Source organism: Shewanella sp. ECSMB14102, assembly GCF_000813075.1.
GTDB classification, from domain to species: Bacteria; Pseudomonadota; Gammaproteobacteria; order Enterobacterales; family Shewanellaceae; genus Shewanella; species Shewanella indica.
The window spans coordinates 13,928-32,118 of the sequence record NZ_JWGX01000046.1 but is presented as its reverse complement, the minus strand read 5'-3'; the positions used below and the strand labels follow the sequence as shown (position 1 = coordinate 32,118).

The window sequence follows — 18,191 nt, the reverse complement described above, 5'->3', positions numbered from 1 at the left end:
TGCTTGCTGTGCAGAATGACTTTGGCGTCTACAAAGCCGAGCTACATAGGATTATCTTTTCCTGCGGTTGTCGAGCCAGCCTTGGGTCAGACCGACCAAGAGCCCACCTAGATGTGCGCCGTTGGCTATCGACAGGCCAAACATATCCATAAAGCCAAGCACCAGCCACAACAGCATAAAGCCCATCATGGCAGGTGGCAGGCCTATGCCTTTCTCTGGGCTCATGCGGCCGCTGATCCAGGTATAACCCACCAGGCCATACACAACCCCGGAAAGACCGCCGAAGTTGGGGCCACTGAGGTAGTACTGCACTAGATTGGGCAATGTGCCGGCGACCAGCAGTAGCGTCAGCAGCGGCGCAATGCCGATACGGTTTTCTATCTTGCCACCCAAGACCCACCACCAGAGCAGGTTAAAGGTGATATGCAGCGCCGAGAAGTGCAGCAGGCTCGGAGTAAACAAGCGCCAGAATTGGCTGAAACCGGCATCTGAAGTGGCGCCAAAGAAGGCCAGGGCTTCGAAAACCTGATTGCCGTAACCCAGGTTCATGGCTGCGAAGATAGCTATGCAGACCAGCAGAATGACCAGCGTTAGCGGCCCGGCGCCGGTAATAAATTGACTCAGCAGTTGCAGTGATGGTGCGCCATAGTCAAAGCGGATGCGGTTGTCGCCATGGTCCCAGGAAGCCTGCAGATATTTGGGGTTTAACGGATCCTGAACAAAGTCGAGAAACGCTTTGCGCCCCTGTGCTTGGTCGGTGTCCTTGATGACATGGATAGCCACTCCCTGTTCCAGATGCATGATGCGACAGGGGATCCCTTCACCCTTGAGATAGTCTACCAGCGCCTGAGCGGCGCGTTCGTTGGGGAGGCGGCCGATTTCCATGTCTCAGTCCCTCGGCCAGGCAGCGAAACCGCCATCCAGGCTGTAGACCTCATCGAATCCTTGATGTTGCAGATATTCCGCGGCACTTTGGCTACTGATGCCATGATAACAGCAGACAACCAAGGGCTTATCCATATCGGCGTCCCTGAGATAGTCGGCCAGATTGTCATTGCCGAGGCGAATGGCGCCGGGAATATGGGCCGTCTCGAAACTGGCAGGATCGCGAATATCGACTATCTGCAGCTCGGCATCTTCGGCCATCATTTGCTGGAGTTGAACGACAGAAAGGTGTTGGTAACTGGACATAGTTTGCCTGTAAAAGAGGTAGTGCTTATTAACAGTGTGCATCAGGGCGCTGCATGAGTACAGCGCCCTGTTTGAGGATCAATCCCAGCTGAGAATGACCTTGCCGGATTGACCCGAACGCATGGCATCGAAACCCTGCTGGAAGTCATCCACCTTGTAATGGTGGGTGATAATAGGTGCAATATCCAATCCGGACTGGATCAAACTGGCCATCTTGTACCAGGTTTCAAACATTTCCCGGCCATAGATGCCCTTTATCACCAACCCCTTGAAGATGACCTTGCTCCAGTCTATCGCCATATCGCCACCCGGGATCCCCAACATGGCAATTTTGCCACCGTGGTTCATGGTATCCAGCATGGAGTGGAAGGCAGACGGTACACCGGACATTTCCAGGCCGACATCGAAGCCCTCTGTCATGCCGAGCTCGCTCATCACATCTTCGAGTTTTTCTTTGGCCACATTGACGGCTCGGGTAGCCCCCAGCTTACGTGCCAGCTCCAGACGGTACTCGTTGACATCAGTAACGACCACGTGGCGTGCACCCACATGGCGGCAAACGGCGGCGGCCATAATGCCTATGGGACCTGCTCCGGTGATCAGCACATCTTCACCGACGAGATCGAAAGATAGCGCAGTGTGTACCGCATTGCCGAAGGGGTCAAAGATAGCAGCCAGCTCGTCGCTGATATCATCGGGGATCTTGAAGGCGTTGAAGGCCGGGATTACCAGATATTCGGCGAAGGCACCTTCGCGGTTGACCCCAACCCCCACAGTGTTACGGCACAAATGGGTACGGCCACCACGGCAATTACGGCAGTGACCACAGGTGATATGGCCTTCGCCTGACACCCGGTCACCAATATTGAAGCCACGCACTTCCTGGCCCATGTCCACCACTTCGCCGACATATTCATGGCCGACAACCATAGGAACAGGGATAGTCTTTTGTGACCACTCATCCCAGTTGTAGATATGCACATCGGTACCACAGATGGCGGTCTTGCGGATCTTGATCAGCAGATCGTTATGGCCCATTTCCGGCTTGGGTGCGTCTACCATCCAGATGCCTTGTTCAGGCTTGAGTTTGCTCAGTGCTTTCATCATGTTACTCCATGGGATAGGTATCAGATGATACCCATCTCCTTGCCGATTCGGGTGAAGGCTTCGATGGCCTTGTCCAGCTGTTCACGGCTGTGAGCCGCCGACATCTGGGTACGGATACGGGCCTGTCCCTTGGGTACTACCGGGAAGGAGAAGCCAATAACATAGATATTTTCCTGCAGCAGGCGGTTGGCGAAGTCACTGGCCAACTTGGCATCACCCAGCATGACCGGCACTATGGCGTGGTCTGCTCCGGCCAGGGTGAATCCGGCTGCAGCCATTTTTTCACGGAAATAACGGCTGTTTTCCCATACCGCTTCGCGTAGTTCCTGGCCCTCTTTGAGCATCTCCAGCACCCGAATCGAGGCGCTGACGATAGAAGGTGCCAGTGAGTTGGAGAACAGGTAAGGACGTGAGCGCTGACGCAGCCAATCGACCACTTCTTTGCGGGCCGCGGTGAAGCCGCCGGAAGCGCCGCCCAGCGCCTTACCCAGGGTGCCCGTGATGATGTCAACGCGACCCATCACATCGCAATATTCGTGGGTGCCGCGGCCGTTCTGGCCGATAAAGCCAACGGCGTGGGAGTCATCGACCATGACCAGGGCGCCGTATTGGTCGGCGAGGTCACAGATACCCTTGAGGTTGGCAATAACCCCATCCATGGAAAACACCCCATCTGTCGCTATCAAGATATGGCGGGCACCGGCATCGCGGGCGGCGATCAGTTGGGTTTCCAGGTCGGCCATATCATTGTTGGCGTAGCGAAAACGCTTGGCCTTACACAGGCGAACACCGTCAATGATAGAAGCATGGTTCAGGGCATCTGACACTATGGCATCTTCCGGGCCTAACAGGGTTTCAAATAGACCTGTGTTGGCATCGAAGCAGGAGGAGTAGAGGATGGTATCTTCCATGCCGAGAAATTCGGACAGATTGGCTTCCAGTTGCTTGTGAATATCCTGGGTTCCGCAAATAAAACGTACCGAGGCCATGCCGAAGCCATGGTCTGCCAACCCGGCCTGTGCCGCCTTGATCAATTCAGGGTGATTGGCCAGACCCAGGTAGTTGTTGGCGCAGAAGTTGATAACTTCTGCTTCGTTGACGCGAATGGCTGGTTGCTGTGGAGAAACTATTACACGTTCGCTCTTGTACAGACCTTCGGCCTTGACGTCGGCAAGCTGTTGGTTGATCTGATCGTAGAATGAGGTAGATGCCACCTTAAGTCTCCTTGATTGGATTATTCTGTTTATTGGAGTGGTGGCATTTTAACCCTAAAGCCAATGGCTCAACACTCTTTTTTGAGCTGGGCCGTCAGGGATAAATCAGATTAGGGCTAGTGCTTGTTTCAGATGAGAAAAACTAAGGAAGCTGAGAGAGCAAGGCACCTGAATGTCAGATGCCCAAGACGGTGAGCTAGTCTTGCTGGTGGGCCAAATTTTGGTAGTGTTGCTCCAGACGCTCGAAGGTCGAGGTGGAACTGGGGGTGGCGTAGGCCTTGAAGATCATCAGCACCCTGAGCAGGCCTTCATAGAGTGAAGACTTGGTGATATTGGCTATGCTGGATTGGGTCAGCTGATAGCTGATCCAGAAGCTGACTATCATCTTGATGGTATCGGCCAGGCTGGAGATCTTGTCTTGCTCCAGCTGCAGAAAGCCATCCTGACACAACTGTTGAAGTACGTGGCTAGAGCGGGTCAACACCTTTTGTTGGGCTTCCAGATAGCGCTTTTTCAAGGCCTCATCGCGGCTGAGGATGTCGGCCAGGTTGGCGTACATAAAGCGAAATTGCCACAGGGTATAGAACATGGCATCGAAATAGCCAATCAACAACTCGACATCGACTTGCCTGTCTTCATAGGGCTGAAACCCCAGTTCCAGATGATTTTCATACTGGTCGAAGATACAACGAATAATATCTTCCTTGTTGCGGAAGTGGTAATAGAGATTGCCCGGGCTTATTCCCAGATGAGCCGCGATATGGTTGGTGGTGATGGAGCGTTCGCCGTATTCGTTGAAGAGTTCCAGGCTGGCCTGGATGATTTTATCGCGGGTTTTCATCTGAGTCCTAAATGGTTGCGGCATCATCCGCAATCCGGCGAATGGCTCTTGGTTATGCTGCTTCGGGTATTATGCTAGCATTGTGACAATCCATCAGGCAAAACTCAATTATCCCGCCAATGAACCTTAGCCGTTACTCACTCTTGCTGTATCTGTTGTCGCCACTCTTGCTGCTGTATCTGGCATTTAGGGCATTGAAGAGCCCGGATTACCGTGGCAGGTGGGGCGAACGATTCGGCTTGTTCAAGGCCAAACCGACAGACCTGTTGATCCATACTGTTTCCATGGGGGAAACCCTGGCCGCAGTGCCGCTGATCAAGGCATTGATGCAAGCCAACCCTGACTTATCTGTCACGGTAACGACCACCAGTCCCACAGGTTCCCGTGAGGTGCGCAAGGCGTTTGGTGACACAGTGCAGCATTGTTACCTGCCGTTCGATCTCCCCTGGTGTGTGCGACGTTTTCTTAACAGGCTCAATCCTGCAAACCTGATAGTAATGGAAACTGAACTCTGGCCCAACTTACTGCATCAGGCCAAAAAACAGGGCGTAGGCATCATGTTGGCCAATGCCCGGTTGTCGGCCAAGTCGGCCGCCAAATACCAGAAGTGGGCCGGACTTAGCCTGCCGATGTTGCAACTGTTGGATAAGATAGCCGTGCAGACCCAAGCCGAGGCCGAACGCTTTATCGCCTTGGGCGTTGCCAGCGACAAGTTGAGTGTTTGCGGTAGCCTCAAGTTCGACCTGCAGTTGGATCAGCACAAGATAACCAGGGCCAGGGGCGAAAGGCAGTTGTGGGGACGCGCCTCGTCCCCGGTATGGGTTGCCGGCAGTGTTCATCCAGGGGAATTTGCCGCCATGCTGGAGTGCCATAAATGCCTGTTGGCACTGTGGCCAGAGGCCTTGTTGATCATGGTACCGAGACACCCGGAGCAGTTCGATAATGCCGCCACGGCAATCAAGCAGGCCGGACTTGCCTATGTGCGGCGCAGCAGCGGCCAAGGGCTAGCTGCCGAGACTCAGGTGCTGCTCGGGGATACCATGGGGGAGTTACTCGGGTTATATGCCTGCGGCGATCTGGCCTTTGTCGGCGGCACCCTGATCACCAATGGCGGGCATAATCCGCTGGAGCCTTCGGCCTTGGGCTTGCCGGTATTTGTCGGCCCTCATCATTGGGACTTTGCCGAGATAACTTACCTGCTGCAAGGTGCCGGGGCCTTACAGCAAGTTGAGGATGCCGCCTCGCTGGCGAGTGGCATAGCGGCACTGTTACAGGACAGCGATGCGAGACGCCGCGCCGCCCAAGCCGGCTTGGAAGTGGTTAGCAGCAACAGAGGAGCACTGCAGAAGCAGTTGCAGTTGGCTCAGGCCTTGTTGTCAGGCACTCGCTGAGCCGCGGTAGCCTTCCAGCAACCACTGCCAGTTATCTTCGGTAAATTGCAGCTGGGGCTGTTTGCGTTTTTCCTTGTTGAAGGAGCGCAGCAGCCGACTGAGATTGGCCTGTTGCCAGCCATCGGCCGGGGTTCGCAGCTCTCCTCGGTCAAAATCAATCAGATAAAAGCCCTGGTCGCTGCTGAGAATATTTTTGGCGTTGAGATCGGCATGGTAGACACCGCGCTGATGAAAACGGCCAATCAAGGCGCCGAGTTGTTGCCACTGTGGGCGTGACATGGCCTGTTTTTGCAGCAGAGCCACCAGATCCTCGGCACCATGAATGCGACGGATCAGGATATCGGCCCGGTACCAGAGCCCGAAGCGTTCCACTTTGGCGGCAATGGGCTCGGGTACAGGTAAACCTTCTTCAAAGAGTTGCTCCAAGAGCGCCAGTTCTGCCACGGCGCGGGTTTTGGTGAGGCCGGTGAACAGGTAGGCGTCTTTGCTGAACTTTTCCATCAAGCCGCCGCGCCAATAGTGGCGCAATACCCACTGCTGTTTTTCATGCTCGACAAACCAAGTGGTGTAACGCCCCTTGGATGAGCCGACAATCGCTTGCTGCTGCCGCCAAAAAGACTCGTCAAACCAGGTTTCATCCAGGGCTTGTGGGGCGGCAAGGCTCAGCGCCAGGCAACCCTTGGCGGTGTTTTTAATCTGCATCGGCTATTTGTTCGTTATAAGCGTGGAACCTGAGTCTATTCTACATTAAGATCTGGGGTTTGCACCCAAGAAGCCGATTCTGTCCATGAGTTTTGACCCCGCGAAAATTCAATCTCTCTGTTTGCTGCGCCTGTCGGCGATTGGTGATGTTTGTCATGCCGTTGCCATGGTGCAGGCAATTCAGCGCCAGTACCCGCAACTGGCCATCACCTGGGTGGTAGGCAAGATAGAATATCAGCTGCTCAAGCACCTGCCCGGGGTGGAGTTTGTGGTGTTTGACAAAGGTCAAGGCTGGAAGAGTTACCTCAATTTGCGGCGGGCGCTCAAGGGGCGTCGTTTCGATGTGCTGTTGCACATGCAGGTGGCGCTGCGGGCTACCATAGCCTCATTGATGATCCCCGCCAAAGTGCGCATAGGGTTTGACCGGGCCAGGGCCAAAGAGGGACAATGGTTGGTGACCAATGAGCAGGTTGCCCCGTTGGCCACGCCCCATGTATTGGAAGGCTTTATGGGCTTCGCTAAGGCTGTGGGGGTGACAGATCTTCAGCCTAAGTGGGACATTCCTGTGCCCGCCGCTGATACTGAGTTTGCCTGTCAGTTGATCCCTGATGGGGATAAGGCACTGATTATTTGCGCTGCCGCCAGTAAGGCAGAGCGAAATTGGTTGCCCGAACGTTATGCTCAAGTAGCCAACCATGCGCTGGAAAGAGGTTATCGTGTGTTGCTTTGCGGCGGCCCCGCTCCTATGGAGTATCAGCTTGCCGAGGCCATTATTGAACATGGCGATGCCCGCATCGAAAACCAGGTGGGTAAGACTTCACTGACGCAGCTTTTGGCGCTTTTGAAACAGGCGAGCATAGTCCTGGCGCCGGATACCGGTCCTGCTCATATGGCTGTGACCCAAGGAACGCCGGTGATCGGCCTATACGCCCATTCCAATCCTGGACGCACTGGGCCTTATACCTGTTTGGATAGCGTGGTCAGTGTCTATGATGAGGTAATCGCCTTGCAACATCCAGGCGAGGTTCCCTGGGGGACACGCGCCAAGGGCGCGCATCTGATGGAGATGATCCCGGTGGCATCTGTAATAGCCCAATTTGATCGTCTGTTGCCAGCGAGCGAAAGCGCTTAATCGAGCGATCCTCAACAATACTCCGGTCAATAGTAAGGAGCTGCCGATTAATGGTAAACTTCAGGCTTGATAGGCTCATCTGCTGACAAACATCAGTTGAGTGAAGCAATGAGGGAGGATGGGGTTTTTCCATTTAATTTTAGGGATAATGTCGATGTCCGTGGCGCCAAAATTTCTATTTGTACCTGTCTCCTGTGAAGAGGGAATAGGTGAATATATGCGTTCCACCATAGTGGCCGACGAGATCATGCAGCGTTGGCCCGGAGCACAGATTGAATTTGTGCTTAACAGTCGCGCCCCCTACGCCAAGTATTGCTCCTATCCAACGCATCTGGTTGACGACACTCCCACCAAGCGAGTGAAAGAGGTGAACCAGTTGATCTCAGAGCTCAAGCCTGACCTGGTAATCTTTGATGCGGCCGGCCGTAAAGCACAGCTGAAACATGCTTATCGCAGTGGCGCCAAGGTGGTTTTTATCAGCCAGCACAAACGCAAACGTGCTCGAGGCATGAAGCTTGTACGGGCATTGGTCACTGACAGTCATTGGGTAGTGCAGCCTGAGTTTGTGATTGGCGATATTAGTCGTTTCGATCGCTTCAAGTTAAACCTGATCAAACGGGCCGAGCCCATCTTTACCGGTCCTATCTTCGCAAGACCCGATAAAGCGTTGCAACAGCAGTTGCAGCAAGCATATAACTTAAAGCCAAAGGGATATCTCCTCTATAGCGCAGGATCTGGCGGTCATTATGTCGGCGCAACTCTTGCGGCTGAACGTTTTGCCCAAGTAGCGCAGGTCTGTTATCAAAAGATGGGGATACCCAGCGTCATGGTGTTTGGTCCTAATTATCCTAAAGCCCTGCCTAGGTTAGAGGGGGTAGTGAGCATAGAGCGGCTCTCCAGCATGGAGTTTATCAATCTGCTTGATGGCGCAGTGGGCGCTGTACTAAGCGGTGGTGATACCCTGTTGCAGGCGATAGCTCTTAAGGTGCCGACGTTGGCGGTGGCAGTTTCCAAGGATCAACCCAAGCGGATTGATAGCTGTGTGCAGCGGGGCTTAGCCATCAGCAGCGATATCGAGACAGATGCTATGTGTACTCAGGTACAGCGTCTGTTGGAACCACAAACCGTGGGGCAGTTAGTTGCCAATATGGATAAAGAGGGGGAGGCCAAGGGGCTGGATATCTGCATAATGGAGATTGCACGACTATTGGGGCTTGATTATGAGTAGTAAACGGATCGGCTTAGCTATAGACAGCCTCGCCGGTGGCGGTGCAGAGAAGATAGTCCTAACTCTGGCGACTGAACTGAAACGTTTGGGACACGAGCCGCATCTTTTGGTGCTGACTCCTCATTATGATTATGCAGTCCCTGAGGAAATTCCCTTGCATGTCTGCTTCGATGAAGGTGAGCGGCATATCATTGCCTGGTGGCGGTTGGGGCGCTCGGTTGCCAGGGTCAAGCAATGGTTCGATGAACTCGAACAGACTTATGGTGGTTTTGACCTTATTTTGTCTAATTTGGACAAGAGCAATTTATTGCTAACTCGTGCCGGTGTATCACAGCTCTATATTGTGGTGCATAACTCTATTGAAGAGGAGTTGAAGCGTGAGCGTAAACTCGGACTATTAGCTTACCTTACAATGCTCAGAACCAAGCTGGCACTAAACGGCCAGGCGTTGATCACAGTCTCCAAGGGGATCGCTCAGGAAATTCGCCAGAGCGGGCGAATTTCTCCCCGCAGTATGCGTACTATATATAACCCATTCGATATAGAAGCGATAAGGGCAAAAGCTGTAGAGGAACACCCGGATATTCCCAAAGGTGACTATCTGATCCATGTTGGTCGCGTCGCACGGCAAAAACGTCATGACATACTATTTCAGGCTCTTGCCAAGATGCATAAGCCTTTGCCGCTGGTGCTACTTTGTAACAATCCCAAGAAGGCGATGAAACTGGCCAGAAAATACGGTGTGGCCGATCGCATCATCTGTCCCGGGTTTCAGGCCAACCCCTTTCCCTGGATAAAGGGTGCGAGTCTCTTGGTGCTCAGTTCCGATTATGAAGGCTTTGGTAATGTCCTGGTCGAGGGATTATTGTGCGGCACTCCTGTGATCAGTACCGACTGCCCCCATGGACCTGATGAGATTTTAACGGGTGAACTGGCTAAATATCTGGTTCCGAGACGGGATAGTAAGGCTTTAAGTCGGAAGTTGGAGCAAGCCTTGGAGTATTATCCGCCTTTTGCCGACAGTCAGATCCTTACGCAGGTGACCATCGACAAAATTGTTGCCGACTATCTGAGCCTCTGTGAGTCCTCTTAAGGGGAATGGAATAAAACTTCACCACTTTTACCACTTGCAGCCCAATTACTTAAGCTCTTGCTTGTTTAATCGTTTTACAAGCCCTGATATTAAAGCCTCGGTGTTGGTGGGCTAAATATAAAGCATTAATAAATAATGCATTATTAAGTTTACCCTGCCCAGGTTTATGTTCAACATATACTCAATTGTTGTTTAAAGGCTGAAATTTTTCTGTTTCACCATAGAAGTTTAGGATTTGCTTTTCCACTGCATTGGCGACTTGGTGAGGGGCAATAGAGCTTGCTTTACCTGTACCTTCAAGGATGATGCTATCCCCCAGTGGTTGCCAGAGCTTAAAGTCGCTGGCCATTAGGGTTACTTGAGGCTTCGACATGCATACAGCGAGATGAGCAGTAGCAGTATCGACGCTTATGCTCAGGTCGCAAAGACCTATGATAGCTGGAAGTTCAAAGAAATTATTCAGTGCAGTAAAGGTAGTGATCTGCTTTGGATTTAAATCTTTATCTGCTCTTATCTCTGCAGTGACAGATTCAAGCTTATCTGGCGGTGTATTGACTATGAATACTAGGTTGGCATATTTTGAATTAAGCAGCTGGATCAGTTGTTTTACTTGAGGCCAGGGGTAGTCTTTTTTCGTCGCCGTTGATAGGTGATTGATAAAAATAATGAGTTTATTTGAGTCACCCTGTGTGAGTGAGGTTATCACGGGTTGGACACTTGATTGATACTCAGGACTAATATAAATATCGAGTTGTTTGCTGCCGTTAATGAGATCTGTGGTATCTAATCCTAGAAATTGATTAAAGCAGTGACCATAGAAGTCAGTAATATGTGAGCTTTTTTTAGCTATGTCACGGTAGTTGAGAGTACCATCGAGTTTGCCAGCATAGATTTTACTGGTAAATAGATTTTTTAGGGTGTAGTTCATGGTGGCGACAACTATGGCTGTCGATGAGATCTGACGTGCAATCTTTGCAAATTGTTCGCTACGATTTTTCCCTACGAAAATGATGATATCGTATTTTTTTTCTCGAGCTGTTTGGATTGCTGCTTGACGTTGATCCAAATTGCTCACAATAGGATAAACGTCGTCGAAATCCCCTATTGCATTTATCCATTCCGATAGAATTTTGTTGCGGCCTTTGGCCCAATCGTGGGGCTTACTGCGACAGTCGTCAAACCAGATATCGATACTAAGATGAGGGTATTTTGCTTTAAGGGCGCGTAACCAAACACCTTGGTAGACAAAATCACCAATGGCCAAGTGTGTCATGTACAAGACACGCTTAGCTTTCAGTATGCTTGAATGTTCAATTATGACAGACACAAGAATCTCTATTTTAGATAGTTGGTAAACTGTGTGAATTTTTTGTCAAGCTTAGGCGTTGCAAAAAGCCGCGCCAGAGCGCGTTGCCAGTTAAGATATAGCTTGGTTAATTTGCGTTGCTTCATCTTTTCAAGCCCCCCATGAGGGTTGATGTCCGATAGGCCCGTCAGATCGACTGAAACGCAGTATGGGATGAGTCCAAAAGGATAAATACCTAGCGTCCACCAGGATTTTAGGTGTCCATCAACTGGTTGTACCACATAAGGCATGTTTTTGATAAGTGCTTTAGCTCCTTTTTTACTCACTACCTGTGCTACAGCGCTAATTGGAAACTTATGATAACTAATAAATTTGTGCTTATGGTAAGTATAAGCATTCCTAATATTGCTCTGGCCACCCTTGCGGAGTGGATAAAGCTTAATGAAGTCCCATTCTTTTGTGGGTAGGTTTCGCATTAAGTCGACCACTTCTGAGAAATTGTCTTCTAGGTAGATGTCATCCTCAAGAATGAAGGCAAAATCCAAGTCATCATCGATAATTTTTTGCCATGCTTTTTTGTGGCTAAGACTGCAACCGACCTCTCCTTTACTTAGCGCCCTGTAATAGTTTTTTTGCACTAATTTGGCAGGAGAAACCTGTTCAATTTCTTCATCTGTTAGTAGGTTGCCATCAACGCCTTCTATGCGTTCGAAGGGGACTCCAACACGATTGAGTTGCTCGGTAATATGGGCCATCCGCTCTTTAGAGCGGGCTAGATTGATAACGAAAACCTTATACTTCATCATGAGTTTTAGCTATTTCCTTAAATGGTGACGAAGGCTTTGGCCAAGGCACTGATGATCGATCTCGGTAGCTTATAACGCTTATGTGCTTTGTCGATAAACAATTCCCAGCCGTCGCTTTTGATTTCTTTTAAAGTGTCAGCATCTATTTGGTTAGCAAAGATGTCGCAAAAGTCGTTTACAAATCTGACTTCACGTTTTAAGGAAGAGTTAGTATAGCCTCTACCAGCATAATGGATGAAGCTGGCTTGTTTATAATTATCTGCCCCTAAAACATCCATGCGGTTAAACTGTGAGGATATGCTCTTATTTTTGAGATTATCACGTTGTATCAGGTAGTTTACATAAGTTTGTTCATAGTACTTTATGTGATTACAAAGTTTCTGAAGATCAGATAATGAGGCAATATCAAATAATGGACATTGGCGTGAAATTAGCATGCAGCCTAAGTTATAGTAGACAGGGCGTCCATTTTCTTTGGGCCAGTCTTTTATTTCACCCATGATAGCAGAGATTTTGTCTATCACAGGTTGACGCTCTAGCAACTGTCCTTCATTAAATAGATAAATAGTATCCAGTTCATTATAAACTTCAAAAATGTTGTCAGCATCTGGAGTAATAATGATATCGGCATCCAGGTACAGTACCCTATCGTATTTTTTCAATAACTCCTTGATATATAACTTCTCTGTCCACGCAGGGCTGGCGGTATGTTTTGGATTTGTGATGGTGATTGGGTAATGGAGCTCCTTTGAAACGATAAGATCAGCACCGACTTTTTCGGCATATCTTTCGAAACTGAGTAACGCGGCACGGTACATGGGATTTTCATCACCAATAGCAAGCGTAAAAATAGCTGTTTTCAATTGATTGTCTTTCATTACAAATGGGCTCCTCAAGGCTTAATTACTGACCGATAAAGTGTTGCGCGGCCAGCCAGTCCAGATACTCGGGTACTCCTTGCTCGACTGTTTTAAAGGCCTGAGTATATCCAGCAGCCCTAAGTCGAGTGAGATCCGCCTGGGTATAGCTTTGATAGGCGCCTTTGAGCTTATCCGGGAAAGGAATATATTCGATTTCCCCCTTACCGTGATAAGCGATCACCGCATTGGCCACGTCGTTGAAGCTCTGTGCTTGACCCGTACCACAGTTGTACACCCCTGAGACACTTGGATTTTGCCATAGCCAGAGGTTGACTTTGACTACATCTTCGACATACACGAAGTCTCTCAGTTGTTTGCCATCTTCGAAGCCGTCGTGGCCCTGAAACAGGCGGCAGATACCATTCGCCTTAATCTGATTGTTGAAGTGGAAAGCTACACTAGCCATGCCGCCCTTATGTTGTTCCCTTGGTCCATAAACGTTGAAGTAACGTAGTCCGGCCACTTGAGTCGTGAAGCTATGTTGCCTGACATATTGATCGAACAGGAACTTGGAGTAGGCATAGACGTTGAGCGGCTTTTCCAGCTCCCGCTGCTCGACAAACTTATCGCTGCCGCCGTAAACAGAGGCCGAGGATGCATAGATAAACTGGCTGCCGGTACGCTCACAGAAGTGGAGCAGGGTTTTGGAATACTCGTAGTTGTTAGCCATCATAAACTTGCCGTCCCACTCAGTGGTTGACGAACAGGCGCCTTGATGGAAGATTACTTCAACCTTGTTATCGAATTGTCCCTGGTTGATCTGTTCGATGAAGTCTGCTTTATCCAGATAATCGGCGATTTCACAGTCGGCGAGATTAAACATCTTGGTGCCGTCGGTCAGGTCATCTACGGCAATAATATCACTACGCCCTAAGTTATTGAGCGCTTTAACTAAGTTGCTACCAATAAAGCCTGCGGCACCTGTGACTACTATCATAAGTATTTTCCAATTTTCGTGTGACTCGTATAAATGTCGAGTCGCTAAATGTTATAAATCCGAGGTGAGTGGTTGGGGCTCACCATAAAAGGTATCTAGGAACTGAGCAATTTCCTGTGCCGCAGCGTCAAAATCGATTAGTGCCATATTTCGGCCAGTTTTTTTGCCTATCGGTGGAGTAAAGGCTAGACGCTTGTGGCTCTGGGTCAAAGTTTGCCAGCGAATTTTGGGCGCTGAACGCCTCCCCGCATAAAAGCCTACAGTCGGCACATCATGGAGCCCAGCGATATGTAATGGGCCTGTTGAACCTGCGATAAACATGTCGGCAGCGACCAGTGATTCGGCAAAGTCGGCAAGGCCGGCTAAAGGTTTGGCCATCACCACTTTGACTCCGTTAGCTTGTAAGTCTTTATTGATTATTTGCGCTAATGCTTCTTCGTCACCGTTAAAGGTGAGTACAAACTTACAGTCGATTTTAGTATTGGCGTTTATCTGTGTTAATAGGTAGGCAAAGTCCTTTGGGGCGAGCGCACCGGATGACCCACCTGTACCCGGATGAGCAAAGATCAACTTTTCACCTGAAGAATGTTCGTAATAGGCTTGCCATTTGTCTCGCACGGCTTGTTTATCCCAATATTGTTTGGGAAGCGCTGGGATACTGTATCCAAAATGATTAAGGAAGTGCTCTACCAGTAAGCAAGCACCACGCCAACAAGGCTCTCCCTTACGATATTGAACGTTGGCTCTGTGTTTATAGAGATATTGGTACCAGTTATGCTTAGGAGCGAGTTTATAGGCAACATCTATGTGGCGTAAGATTTTGTAGATACGGTATTCGGATTGAGAGATGAGAATTGCGTCATATTGCCTGGCGCTGATGGCTTCGCCAATCTCTTCATCGTTGCCGTTATCGACAATGACATGGTCAACATAAGGGCATACTTCAGCAAATGGCTTTACGGCTGGAGAGACAAACATTTCAATACTGGCTTGCGGTAAAGCATGCCTGAGTAGATACAGTGCAGGCCACATGAGGACAAAGTCGCCAATTTTATCGTGTTTGATGACCAATACTCTTTTTAACATATGAAAAAATCAACTCATTGTAAAAACTTAAGTGATCCATTGATGTCTACATCCTCGTGAACATCAATGGATCACTCACGAAAAAAGGCGTGTCAGTATACCAATTTAAATTCCATAGATCTGTGTTTTCGTCTTTCATAACCAGGTTTCATGTCTGAAAGAATTGCATGGGTCACCAAATGCCTTGAACTCAGACTCTTTGGGTACAACCGCTGTTAAGCGGTTAACCAAGCTGATTCGATGTCAATGGTTCAATCCAGGGAGAGAACTCGTTAAACTAGGCGCGATTACACCATCAATTTAGGGCACAGAGTCATGTACACGAAAGCCATCTATCCCGGAACATTCGACCCTGTCACCAATGGGCATGCGGATCTTATCCAACGTGCCGCTGCGCTATTTTCTCACTTGGTGATAGGTGTGGCAGCCAGTCCATCGAAGCAGCCTTGTTTTACTCTGGAAGAAAGGGTCGCCATGCTCAACAAGGTGACCTCACATCTGGATAATGTCGAGGTGGTTGGCTTTACCGGGCTACTGGTGGACTTTGCCAAAGAACAGAGTGCCAATGTGTTGGTGCGGGGGCTGCGCGCTGTGTCTGATTTCGAATATGAGTTCCAACTGGCCAATATGAATCGTCGGCTCCACCCTGAGCTGGAGAGTGTCTTTTTGACCCCTGCGGAAGAAAACTCTTTTATTTCATCGACCTTGGTCAAGGAAGTCGCGCTGCACGGGGGCGATGTCAGTCAATTTGTTCATCCGGATGTTGCCAAGGCCTTGGTTACCCGAATCAAAAAGCAAGGAAGTTAATTTCAATGAGAAGTTTTTTGTACAAAAGCTTGGTGCTGGGCATTGGCCTGGGAATGAGTACTATGAGTCAAGCGGCGCCTTGGGTCGATAGTTCTGACATTTATTTAAGAGCCGATATACAAGCGCTGGCCGATGCCGGGGTAATCACGGTTCCGGTCAATACCTATCCCTTGATGTGGGCAGGTATCGGTGCCGACTTGGCCAAAGTTGAGCCGGCCACCCTGACCCCGGCGTTGACCGACGCCTTTTCCAGGGTGAATTTTTACTATCGTCAGGCGATAGACAGTCGCGGTAGTGCGGCCATCAAGGCAACGGCGGCAACCGATGCTGCCAGATTTCAACATTTTGGTTCTGACTATCGTGAGAAGGGACAACTGAGTGCCTCCTATGAATATGTCGGAGAACGTTTTGCCTTCAAGGTTGCAGGAACCGGGGCATATGATGCTCAGGATGATGAGAACGCTCGTCCGGATGATTCCTACATGGCTGTGGTATTGGGCAATTGGATAGTGACCGCAGGCGCTGTGCAGCAGTGGTGGGGGCCTGGATTTGATTCGGCCTTGCATAAATCAAATAATGCCAGGCCCATGCCGTCTGTGATGCTCAGTCGTAACAATGCCGCTGGCTTTGAAACCCCTTGGCTATCCTGGATTGGTCCCTGGACCTTGACTACTGGTATCAGTTGGATGAACGACGACAGGGCCATTGAAGATACCCTGCTGTGGAATATGCGTGGCAGTGTCAGACCCTTCAAACAGTTGGAAATAGGCCTTTCCTGGACCACGCAATTCTGTGGTGAGGGGCAGGATTGCGGTTTTGGTTCATTCTGGGATGCTATTTCAGGTGGTACCGAGTGTGCCGATGGAGATCCTAACTGTGACCCTTCCATGCAGTCCAAGATAGGCAACCAGATGGCGGGTTTCGATATTCGCTATGCCGACACTCTGTTTAACGTGCCTTTCGGCCTTTATCTGGAGCGCACCTGTGAAGACTCCAGCGGTTCGGCGCCATGGCAGATTGCCGACTGTGCCATGCTGGTGGGCGCTGATACCCGCTTCAACCTGGCGCAGCAACAATATAAGCTGTTCTTTGAGTATACGGATACAATGGTAGCCTGTGGTAGCGACCCTAATGTGTTTAACTGTTTCTATGAACATAGCACTTACCTGAGTGGTTCACGTTACTATCAACGTTCTTTGGGATCCACCTATGACAGCGATGCCAAGGTTTATGTGTTGGGTTTGGTTGGGCAATTTGCCGACAGCCACGGCATCAACGCTTACCTGCGTTATGCTCAACTCAATAAAGACGGCAAGTCTCCTTCTCATGGTTGGGCACCTCAGCCTGCCAAGGAAGACCTATTGATGTTGGAGCTCAGCTATCGAATGCCCTTGTTGAAGGGAATGATGACTTTTGGGGGAACTGCTTCCCGTTCAGAATTCGATACTGATAACGATACAGATGCCAGCCTATTTGGCAGTTACGAATACAGATTCTGAGAAATAACACCTTCCCCAAGCCGGCTTAGCCGGCTTTTTTATGTCTGTAATTAAAATGTTATCAGCATTGGTTTTAATGGTTGCGTAAAAAGCGGCGTTGACATAATTTAGCCTTAAGAAACGACTTCTATGCTGCAGTTCAAGCCTATGGAACATAGGCTTGAACTGTTTTTAGGTCAGTATCCCGGGAGCTTATTTTTGATTTCAGTCGTAATACCCGCCAAAGACGAAGCCGGCAATATAGGCCCTCTCATTAATGAAATCTGTCAGGCCTTGGCAAGTACAACTCCATTTGAAATTCTGGTTGTGGACGATGGCAGCAGCGATAACACTGCCAACGAAGTGTTACAAACCGCAGAACAAAATGGTTGTGATGCCAGAGTTATCCGTCATAAACGCAGTACAGGTCAGAGCACGGCTATCTGCACGGGAGTGCGCGAGGCCAAGGGGGAATATATAGTGACCCTGGACGCCGATGGGCAGAATGATCCTGCGGATATCCCCGCCATGATCCGGCTTATCCCGCAAATGAACAGTGCTGATTTTTGTATCGCAGGTTATCGAAAGCACCGTAAAGACACGGCTTGGAAACGCTTTCAATCCCGTTTTGCCAACCGGGTACGCGATGCTTTGTTGCACGATGGCGTTCCGGATACCGGCTGTGGCCTTAAACTGTTTCCACGAGCCAGTTTTCTGAAACTTCCCTATTTCAACCATATGCACAGGTATATTCCGGCGCTTATCCGCCGTATTGGGGGAGATGTGCGTATTTCCGTGGTTAATCACAGAGATAGACAAGCCGGTATTTCAAAATATACTGCCTGGAATCGACTCTGGGTGGGAATCGTCGATATCTTGGGGGTGATGTGGTTGATCCGCCGGGCCAAAATTGCCGAGATAGACAGCATTGAACACAGCCGCCGGGATTAAG

The 18,191-nt window shown here is 49.9% G+C and carries 18 protein-coding genes; 7 read left to right on the top strand and 11 right to left on the bottom strand.

The features are described from left to right. Window positions 1–51 precede the first annotated feature (51 nt). The 5 genes from glpG to RC73_RS15070 form a co-directional block, all read right to left on the bottom strand. Entirely contained in the window at window positions 52–885 is an 834-nt protein-coding gene (glpG, locus tag RC73_RS15090; RefSeq protein WP_039035420.1) for a rhomboid family intramembrane serine protease GlpG, read from the bottom strand. Window positions 886–888: 3 nt separating this feature from the next. Then, entirely contained in the window at window positions 889–1,191 is a 303-nt protein-coding gene (gene glpE / locus RC73_RS15085; RefSeq protein ID WP_039035419.1) for a thiosulfate sulfurtransferase GlpE, read from the bottom strand. Between the two features lie 78 nt (window positions 1,192–1,269). Further along, on the bottom strand, window positions 1,270–2,295 hold the full coding sequence (tdh, locus tag RC73_RS15080) for an L-threonine 3-dehydrogenase (protein WP_039035418.1): 1,026 nt from the start codon (window positions 2,293–2,295) through the stop codon (window positions 1,270–1,272). A gap of 23 nt (window positions 2,296–2,318) precedes the next feature. Then, the gene (locus RC73_RS15075; protein ID WP_039035417.1) at window positions 2,319–3,512 is read right to left on the bottom strand and encodes a glycine C-acetyltransferase; all 1,194 of its coding nucleotides are present in this window, start codon (window positions 3,510–3,512) and stop codon (window positions 2,319–2,321) included. 196 nt (window positions 3,513–3,708) lie between these two features. Further along, on the bottom strand, window positions 3,709–4,353 hold the full coding sequence (locus RC73_RS15070; RefSeq protein WP_039035416.1) for a TetR/AcrR family transcriptional regulator: 645 nt from the start codon (window positions 4,351–4,353) through the stop codon (window positions 3,709–3,711). Window positions 4,354–4,472: 119 nt separating this feature from the next. Between RC73_RS15070 and waaA the strand changes: the two genes are divergently transcribed. Beyond that, a complete protein-coding gene (gene waaA, locus RC73_RS15065; RefSeq protein ID WP_039035415.1) occupies window positions 4,473–5,744 on the top strand; it encodes a lipid IV(A) 3-deoxy-D-manno-octulosonic acid transferase in 1,272 nt (423 codons plus the stop codon). Here the strand turns inward: waaA and RC73_RS15060 are convergent. Beyond that, window positions 5,730–6,446 carry a 3-deoxy-D-manno-octulosonic acid kinase gene (locus RC73_RS15060; RefSeq protein WP_039035414.1) on the bottom strand — a complete coding sequence of 239 codons (717 nt, stop codon included), beginning with the start codon at window positions 6,444–6,446 and terminating at the stop codon, window positions 5,730–5,732. The two genes, waaA and RC73_RS15060, sit on opposite strands and share 15 nt — an antisense overlap. A gap of 85 nt (window positions 6,447–6,531) precedes the next feature. Between RC73_RS15060 and RC73_RS15055 the strand changes: the two genes are divergently transcribed. From RC73_RS15055 to RC73_RS15045, 3 genes are all read left to right on the top strand, one after another. Then, window positions 6,532–7,578: a glycosyltransferase family 9 protein gene (locus tag RC73_RS15055; RefSeq protein ID WP_039035413.1), complete on the top strand. Its 1,047-nt coding sequence runs from the start codon at window positions 6,532–6,534 to the stop codon at window positions 7,576–7,578. Window positions 7,579–7,732: 154 nt separating this feature from the next. Then, window positions 7,733–8,806 carry a glycosyltransferase family 9 protein gene (locus RC73_RS15050; RefSeq protein ID WP_082014341.1) on the top strand — a complete coding sequence of 358 codons (1,074 nt, stop codon included), beginning with the start codon at window positions 7,733–7,735 and terminating at the stop codon, window positions 8,804–8,806. Beyond that, window positions 8,799–9,899, top strand: coding sequence for a glycosyltransferase (locus RC73_RS15045; protein ID WP_039035411.1), 1,101 nt, complete (start codon window positions 8,799–8,801; stop codon window positions 9,897–9,899). The genes RC73_RS15050 and RC73_RS15045 overlap by 8 nt, the downstream gene beginning before the upstream one ends. A gap of 181 nt (window positions 9,900–10,080) precedes the next feature. On the opposite strand, the gene RC73_RS15040 is transcribed toward RC73_RS15045, so the two are convergent. The 5 genes from RC73_RS15040 to RC73_RS15020 are packed head-to-tail and all read right to left on the bottom strand — an operon-like array spanning window position 10,081 to window position 14,954. Continuing rightward, entirely contained in the window at window positions 10,081–11,226 is a 1,146-nt protein-coding gene (locus RC73_RS15040; RefSeq protein ID WP_039035410.1) for a glycosyltransferase family 9 protein, read from the bottom strand. An 8-nt stretch (window positions 11,227–11,234) separates the two neighbouring features. After that, window positions 11,235–12,011 (bottom strand): glycosyltransferase family 25 protein, encoded by a 777-nt coding sequence (locus RC73_RS15035; protein ID WP_052248225.1) that lies wholly within the window; start codon window positions 12,009–12,011, stop codon window positions 11,235–11,237. Between the two features lie 17 nt (window positions 12,012–12,028). Next, window positions 12,029–12,889 (bottom strand): glycosyltransferase, encoded by an 861-nt coding sequence (locus RC73_RS15030; RefSeq protein ID WP_226684949.1) that lies wholly within the window; start codon window positions 12,887–12,889, stop codon window positions 12,029–12,031. A 25-nt stretch (window positions 12,890–12,914) separates the two neighbouring features. Beyond that, window positions 12,915–13,868: an ADP-glyceromanno-heptose 6-epimerase gene (gene rfaD / locus RC73_RS15025; protein ID WP_039035409.1), complete on the bottom strand. Its 954-nt coding sequence runs from the start codon at window positions 13,866–13,868 to the stop codon at window positions 12,915–12,917. Window positions 13,869–13,919: 51 nt separating this feature from the next. After that, the gene (locus tag RC73_RS15020) at window positions 13,920–14,954 is read right to left on the bottom strand and encodes a glycosyltransferase family 9 protein (protein ID WP_039035408.1); all 1,035 of its coding nucleotides are present in this window, start codon (window positions 14,952–14,954) and stop codon (window positions 13,920–13,922) included. A gap of 315 nt (window positions 14,955–15,269) precedes the next feature. Between RC73_RS15020 and coaD the strand changes: the two genes are divergently transcribed. The 3 genes from coaD (at window position 15,270) to RC73_RS15005 (ending at window position 18,190) form a co-directional block, all read left to right on the top strand. Continuing rightward, complete coding sequence (gene coaD / locus RC73_RS15015) at window positions 15,270–15,761, top strand: pantetheine-phosphate adenylyltransferase (RefSeq protein WP_039035407.1); 492 nt, start codon at window positions 15,270–15,272, stop codon at window positions 15,759–15,761. Between the two features lie 5 nt (window positions 15,762–15,766). Then, window positions 15,767–17,260 (top strand): capsule assembly Wzi family protein, encoded by a 1,494-nt coding sequence (locus tag RC73_RS15010; RefSeq protein ID WP_039035406.1) that lies wholly within the window; start codon window positions 15,767–15,769, stop codon window positions 17,258–17,260. A gap of 198 nt (window positions 17,261–17,458) precedes the next feature. Next, window positions 17,459–18,190, top strand: coding sequence for a glycosyltransferase family 2 protein (locus tag RC73_RS15005; protein ID WP_039035429.1), 732 nt, complete (start codon window positions 17,459–17,461; stop codon window positions 18,188–18,190). Window position 18,191: the final 1 nt, after the last annotated feature.

Coding starts and splice junctions, on each gene's coding strand:
- RC73_RS15070 (WP_039035416.1), bottom strand. CDS start 4,353: ATGAAAACCCGCGATAAAATCATCCAGGCCAGCCTGGAACTCTTCAAC.
- waaA (WP_039035415.1), top strand. CDS start 4,473: ATGAACCTTAGCCGTTACTCACTCTTGCTGTATCTGTTGTCGCCACTC.
- glpE (WP_039035419.1), bottom strand. CDS start 1,191: ATGTCCAGTTACCAACACCTTTCTGTCGTTCAACTCCAGCAAATGATG.
- RC73_RS15060 (WP_039035414.1), bottom strand. CDS start 6,446: ATGCAGATTAAAAACACCGCCAAGGGTTGCCTGGCGCTGAGCCTTGCC.
- tdh (WP_039035418.1), bottom strand. CDS start 2,295: ATGAAAGCACTGAGCAAACTCAAGCCTGAACAAGGCATCTGGATGGTA.
- RC73_RS15030 (WP_226684949.1), bottom strand. CDS start 12,889: ATGAAAGACAATCAATTGAAAACAGCTATTTTTACGCTTGCTATTGGT.
- glpG (WP_039035420.1), bottom strand. CDS start 885: ATGGAAATCGGCCGCCTCCCCAACGAACGCGCCGCTCAGGCGCTGGTA.
- coaD (WP_039035407.1), top strand. CDS start 15,270: ATGTACACGAAAGCCATCTATCCCGGAACATTCGACCCTGTCACCAAT.
- RC73_RS15020 (WP_039035408.1), bottom strand. CDS start 14,954: ATGTTAAAAAGAGTATTGGTCATCAAACACGATAAAATTGGCGACTTT.
- RC73_RS15055 (WP_039035413.1), top strand. CDS start 6,532: ATGAGTTTTGACCCCGCGAAAATTCAATCTCTCTGTTTGCTGCGCCTG.
- RC73_RS15010 (WP_039035406.1), top strand. CDS start 15,767: ATGAGAAGTTTTTTGTACAAAAGCTTGGTGCTGGGCATTGGCCTGGGA.
- RC73_RS15045 (WP_039035411.1), top strand. CDS start 8,799: ATGAGTAGTAAACGGATCGGCTTAGCTATAGACAGCCTCGCCGGTGGC.
- RC73_RS15035 (WP_052248225.1), bottom strand. CDS start 12,011: ATGATGAAGTATAAGGTTTTCGTTATCAATCTAGCCCGCTCTAAAGAG.
- RC73_RS15050 (WP_082014341.1), top strand. CDS start 7,733: ATGTCCGTGGCGCCAAAATTTCTATTTGTACCTGTCTCCTGTGAAGAG.
- rfaD (WP_039035409.1), bottom strand. CDS start 13,868: ATGATAGTAGTCACAGGTGCCGCAGGCTTTATTGGTAGCAACTTAGTT.